The organism is Ekhidna sp. (assembly GCF_965247405.1).
GTDB lineage: Bacteria > Bacteroidota > Bacteroidia > Cytophagales > Cyclobacteriaceae > Ekhidna.
Genome location: NZ_OZ252014.1, coordinates 4,059,946 through 4,065,945 on the forward strand (window position 1 = coordinate 4,059,946; position 6,000 = coordinate 4,065,945).

Here is a 6,000-nt window from a genome sequence, read left to right on the forward strand (position 1 = left end):
CATACTTAGGAGCAGTCACTTCAAATTATTGGCAGTCATGAGCACTCTTTTGACATTTTTGGCAGGAGGGAAGTCTATGGGGAATGACAAATGTGTGCGGTTACCTTAAGAAACCTTTGTATGAATTTTTCTTCAAGTTTTCGATATCTGCTAAATCCTTATCTCTCCCCAATTTTTCCTTATCCAAAAGAAGGTCTTCTTTCGAAATGATGTTGATTTGAACTCCATCAATTTCCCCAATTTCTCTTTTTTGATAACACTTTTGAAAGTCTTTCTGATAAAACGCGACAAGATTTGGTAGAAAATCAAAATTAAATCCTTCCTTATTAAACTTGATAAATGTCTTTTTTGGATCAAAGATGATCTTCTTAAGCTCATCTTCTAATTCAGGGCTGATTTCAGCTATCGATTTTGTGAGCTTAACAAAGTTTTCGTTGGTAGCTAAATACCATACATCAATATCATAATCAATATCTCTAGGAAGATTTGAAGATGGTCTAGCACTCCCATAAAAACTTATTGCTACTCCACCAACAAACATATATTTTACCTCATGCTTATTCAGTGAGTTAGAAAGATTTTTTATTCCATTGGCTAAATCTTTCTCCATGGTATGGGCCTTATTTTATGGAAAACTAAGAAGTTACTTTCTTAATTTTTTTTAACGATTGAGTAGCTTTTTTTTGACGTAGCTTCTCCTTTTGAGTGAGAGATCGTTCTAGTCGATCCTTTTTCAACTCATCATATGAACTATATAATTGTATAGAAGCCATGGAGCAAATGTAATTACGAATAATGGGTATTCAAACGCACAGCAATTTCAGGAGGTTCTCGAAAGTCAGAAAAAAGCTTAAATAGTAATATTCATCAATTCTCAATCGTTGCTAATTCACTTAACATAACGCTATTATCGCGAACACTTAATGTGTTCGATAATGGCCTGCGTTATGTTAATATAGCTTTGGTTCAGGGGCGGGATTAATAGTTTACGGAAGGCCTCTAACATCAACTAAAAACGCATTCATCATTTCTTAGCAGTAACGAGCACTCTTTCAGCTTTTTTTGAGGGTAGGGGAAAGAGGTAGGCAAAAGGTGAATGTGTGCGGTTAGTTCATAAGTTGTTTTCTACTTCGAATATTATTATTTTTGACAAAATGTGTCCTGAAAAATTAATCAATGCATAATAAGGAAACTTTTGGGGAGATTATACGCAATCTCAGAGAATTGCAAGGTTTGCCAATTAGAAAGGTTGCGGCGCATTTGGATATAGACCCTTCTACATTAAGTAAAATAGAAAGGGGAGACAGAAATGCCAATCGAGATCAAGTTGTCAAACTGTCATCAATCCTAAATATTGATGAAAAATCTCTAATGATTGATTTTCTAAGCGACAAAGTGGCTCGTGAACTTCTGTATGAAGAACATTCTAAAGAGGTTCTACTCGCAGCAGAAGATAAGATAAACTATGTAAGGTCTACTAATGTCAAACAAAGTAGGATTGATTTTGAGTAGTTTTTACACCAATAGCGGAAGTCCTAAACCAGGATTTACATTACTTAAGCAAATTCGTGTCAAATCAGGACCAATTTATGATTGTTATCAAATTCTCTTGGATTCTGTCGAATCTGCATTAGATGATGTCAAAAAGTGTCAATTATTAGAGAGATATCATTTTTATAAAAGAATTGAAGCTTACAAAGAACTAGAAACTGATCATACTGCAGAAGTTTTGGCTTCTACATTGATTCATGCTTGGATCGGAGGTATAGTTACTGGGTCAATAGCCAAAAGTGCCAATATTATGGATGCTGAATCCTGGTTAGTTGATGAACTTGATTTAAAAGACGAGGAACTAATCTGTGATTATCTTGATGAAGACACACAGATCAAAGCATCAAAAATTCTTGAAAACCTAAATATTGATGAGGATTTTCAAGTGCTACTGCCCTACATATTCGAAGTTTTTCAAACGAAATTTGAATTACAGACAAATGGAATCAATCGCATCCTCAAAAAGAAAACAGGCGTATATTATACACCTTTTGACGTTGCTAATTTCATTGTAGATCGAATCTTGAAAATTAGTGGGGAAGATGAGAAGAATAGTTTAAGATGGCTAGACCCTGCTTGCGGTACTGGAGTTTTTTTGATTTGTATTTTGAGATTTCTCAATAAGAATTGCAATGGCAGGAATACGCTTCTAGACTCATTTAGATCAAATGTATTCGGCATTGACATTAATCCTGTTGCACTGCAATCAAGCTCGTTTGTTATTAGTTTAGAGCTAGCCAAAATCTCGAAATGTTCTTTTGGTAAAATCCTTAAAACCGTATCTGAAAATTTAGTTTTATTCGATTCTCTTCAAATAGAGTCTAAATACGATTTATCAAAAATATTTGATGTTAGCTTTTCAAATGGATTTGACATTCTTATTTCTAATCCACCATACTCGAAAGTTCATGGAGTTAAATCTAAAGGTTTATTCGGAGATCAAATCGAAATCTCAGATAAACAGTTTAATTCCTACCCTCATTTTGTAAAGCTTACCTCTGCAATTCTTAGTGAAAATGCTTTGGCAGGGATGGTAGTCCCGTTATCAATTTCTGCAAGTACGAATCCAGAATTCGTCTCATTAAGAAAGAGTATCCAAAGAAATGGTGGCGAATGGACCTTCTTTCACTTTGATAGAACACCTGATTCATTATTCGGCGATGATGTTAAAACCCGTAATACGATATTCTTTTGCAGAAAAAAAATTGAGAAAGAAGGATTTACAATGGAAACAAGTGAATTACTTAGATGGAATAGTAACAATAGGAAAGAGCTTTTTACAAATTTGATAAATCCAATAAAAGTTGATTTCGAAATAAGTAAAGGTATTCCCAAAATAGGTAGTCACGATGCTTATAAGATTTATACTGAAGTTATAAAGCAAAGAGAGAAAGGAAGTCTCTCTCAGATTATTTCAAAAACCAAATCACCAAAAGAAGCGATAATAAGAAACAGCTCCACTGCTTACAATTGGTTAACATTTGAAAGTAAAAATTCTAATGCGGATTTTTTATCTGAAGATAAAAAATACAGTTATTGGAGAAGTTCAGAAATAACTGAAGAGTTTTTGATTTTTGGACTTGTTACAAGTAGATTCAGCTACTGGTTATGGAGAGTTGAAGGAGATGGTTTCCACTTAACTGATTCTTTTATTAGGCAACTCCCTTATGGACCATTTTTTTTCGAGAATCTTAAGAATGAGGAGAGAGATAAACTAAACGAGTTATCTTATGCTCTTTGGGAAAATATGCTTAATGGACGTTCTGAAATTTATAATGCAGGTAGAAAAAGCATAAGCTACAAGCCCATAGAATCAGATTGGATACTCGATAGAATAGATCAAATTATATTGAGTAATATGAATATTAACCCAATGTGTTATGAAATTTTAAAGGAAATAATGTTTGATACAATTACTGCTGGAAGAAATGATTATATCTAAAGAAATAAAAGAAGCTAGTAAACTCACAAAAGAAGAGTGGAAAGAATACACTAAAACTGTTTGGCACATTGCTAATACATCACATGCAATTCATCCAGCAATATTCCCTGAAGAAATACCTAAGAGATTAATAAAATTATTCAGTTTCGTTGAAGAGACAATTTTGGATCCTTTCGGAGGAGTAGGAACCACTTCATTTGTAAGTTCTGAACTTAATAGAAAATCTATTTACATTGATCAGAATGGCGACTATTTGAATATTGCAAAAAATAGACTTGAGGAAAGTAAAGTAGATCTTGTATCTCATATTCTTAAGCATGGCGATAGCCGAGATATGAGTTTTATTGACTCCAATAATGTAGATCTAATAATCACTAGTCCTCCTTATTGGGATAAAGCTGATTATGGAGGAAATGGATCGAATATAGGAAGTATAGACAATTACAATAAATTCTTCGAAGAAATTAGACCTGTTTTTGATGAATGCTTTAGAGTGTTAAGGCCTGGTAGAAAACTGTGCCTTGTAACTGCCAATGTTAACCAAAATACTAACCATGGACTTTTGACTTTTCCATTATCTACAGACTTTGCTAATCTTTTGCGAGAAATAGGTTTTGTAATGATTAATGAGGTTATATGGTCAAAAGACAAAACTGGTGGAAAGTGGGGTTCTTATGGTGCACAAAGGCCTATTTTTGGAAGTTACCCTTACCCACCAAATTTCCTTTTTAAAAATGTTCATGAGTACGTATTAATCTTTGCTAAACCTAATGCAAAGGCTAAAAAGGGGGGGAGCGTTAAAAACTACGAGGGTTTAATGAATTTGCCAGAATCATTGCACAGCAAAATATTTGAAGATTAATCAATGAATTACGAATTCAAAATTCAGGACCCCTCAAATCCTTCTACAACTTACTTGATAGAGGAATTGGTTCAGAATATTAGGAAAGAGGGACTGATCAACTGGCGGTCAATTTATTCATGGACAACTGGCAGAACTTTAACAAAACTTTTTGAAGAAGATCCAGATATAAACCATTACATAACTCAAGGAGGATTAGTAAACATGGTTATTGGAATTGATACAATAACAAGTGATTTTGCACTTCAAAAATTGAGTCAATTAACAGATAACTACGAGAACATTGATGCCAAAATATTCCACAACGACATAAGTGATTTATTTCACCCAAAAATAAGTCACTTTCAGTTCAATGATGGAACAAATGTACTAATCGTTGGATCCGGAAATTTGACCTTAACAGGCCTTCAAACAAATATTGAGGCTTATTCAATTGCAATAGGAAATGATGAAGAGATCGCATCAATTAGTGCATGGAATGAGTTCTTAGATTTTCACAATGACCGCATAAAAGAGATAGATGACGATGCGATTGAAAGAGCTAAGAAGAATAGAATAAGAATAAGAAAGATTAAGAAAGTTGACGAAGATCAGCAAGTGGATATAGTGGAAGGAGATGCTGAGGCAGAGGCTGAATACGATGAAGAACAAATAGATGAAACTGAGGATATTAATACAACCTCTATATCCAATTTAGATTTAAGAGAAGCTGATTCTGTACTAGTTGCTCAAGTACCTAAAGCAGGTGCTAGATGGCATCAAGTGCATTACAATAAACATGTGATTGAAAATTTTTTCAATGCAGAAGCAAATTCACATCAAAGAATATTTCTCAAAGAAGTTAAGCAAGATGGAACAACAGGGTCAGATGAAGTTAGACCAGTAGTTTACAGTAATACGAATAAAAATTACAAAATAGAAATATCGAGTCATCAAGGTATAGATTATCCTGATAGTCCTCCAATTATATTGTTGCGTAAAGTTGCCACAAGGAATTTTTTGTACATGCTTTTAATGCCTGGAGATCAGGGATACGATGAAATGTTCCAATTTACATTGGATAATGAATCTGTTGGAAAAGGCATGAGAAGAGTGATTACAACTACTGATGATGTTTCTGAAACTTGGGGAGATTGTCCCTTGATATAATCAAAATCTTACACCTAGGTGGGCAGGCAAGGCAAAATACCGGGGGTGCGGTTGGCTGTGAGTTGGGAGTGATTATTTTGCCTAGATTTTTTGTTTACTTTTTTATCAATGAAAAAAGTAAAAGCCCAGCGGCTTGAGCGATTAGGCGAACACAGATAAAAGATAGATGATCTGTGAGCTATTCTGCCAGTAGCAAAAAGATTGCCACGTCACCAATCAGCCAACTGGCTGAAAAGTTCCTCGCAATGACGTGCTACTTGAGGGCTTGTGCTGTGAGCCAAACAAAGCGTTGGGCAAGTGTTTTACAGGCAAAAGTCTAATCGCTGAGAATCGCGTATTTGAAATCAAACTGACAATCGTACGGATAACGAAAAATAGAACGATACACTTTGCCTGGAAATCTCTTGTATTGGGCTGGTGATCAGGCCTTAGCCTGAAAGCGGGTGGGAAACTATTAATAGCCGTTTGGTCAGGGCACGGCAGAGCGCAGGGTTTG

The 6,000-nt window shown here is 34.7% G+C and carries 5 protein-coding genes; 4 read left to right on the forward strand and 1 reads right to left on the reverse strand.

Features of this window, described 5'->3' with window-relative positions; translation table 11 throughout:
* Window positions 1-100: 100 nt before the first annotated feature.
* A complete protein-coding gene (locus tag ACP14Y_RS18760) occupies window positions 101-610 on the reverse strand; it encodes a nucleotidyltransferase (protein ID WP_424964406.1) in 510 nt (169 codons plus the stop codon).
* 566 nt (window positions 611-1,176) lie between these two features.
* Here ACP14Y_RS18760 and ACP14Y_RS18765 point away from each other — a divergent pair.
* The 4 genes from ACP14Y_RS18765 to ACP14Y_RS18780 are packed head-to-tail and all read left to right on the forward strand — an operon-like array spanning window position 1,177 to window position 5,504.
* Entirely contained in the window at window positions 1,177-1,512 is a 336-nt protein-coding gene (locus ACP14Y_RS18765) for a helix-turn-helix domain-containing protein (RefSeq protein WP_424964407.1), read from the forward strand.
* On the forward strand, window positions 1,481-3,493 hold the full coding sequence (locus ACP14Y_RS18770; RefSeq protein WP_424964408.1) for an Eco57I restriction-modification methylase domain-containing protein: 2,013 nt from the start codon (window positions 1,481-1,483) through the stop codon (window positions 3,491-3,493). Before ACP14Y_RS18765 ends, ACP14Y_RS18770 begins: the two co-directional genes overlap by 32 nt.
* On the forward strand, window positions 3,456-4,355 hold the full coding sequence (locus ACP14Y_RS18775) for a DNA methyltransferase (protein WP_424964409.1): 900 nt from the start codon (window positions 3,456-3,458) through the stop codon (window positions 4,353-4,355). The genes ACP14Y_RS18770 and ACP14Y_RS18775 overlap by 38 nt, the downstream gene beginning before the upstream one ends.
* Window positions 4,356-4,358: 3 nt before the next feature.
* Window positions 4,359-5,504, forward strand: a complete 1,146-nt coding sequence (locus ACP14Y_RS18780) for a phospholipase D family protein (protein ID WP_424964410.1) — start codon at window positions 4,359-4,361, stop codon at window positions 5,502-5,504.
* The last annotated feature ends 496 nt before the right edge of the window (window positions 5,505-6,000 follow it).

Excerpts from the sequence above, each read along its gene's own strand:
- ACP14Y_RS18760 (WP_424964406.1), bottom strand. The coding sequence starts at position 610 with ATGGAGAAAGATTTAGCCAATGGAATAAAAAATCTTTCTAACTCACTG.
- ACP14Y_RS18765 (WP_424964407.1), top strand. The coding sequence starts at position 1,177 with ATGCATAATAAGGAAACTTTTGGGGAGATTATACGCAATCTCAGAGAA.
- ACP14Y_RS18770 (WP_424964408.1), top strand. The coding sequence starts at position 1,481 with ATGTCAAACAAAGTAGGATTGATTTTGAGTAGTTTTTACACCAATAGC.
- ACP14Y_RS18780 (WP_424964410.1), top strand. The coding sequence starts at position 4,359 with ATGAATTACGAATTCAAAATTCAGGACCCCTCAAATCCTTCTACAACT.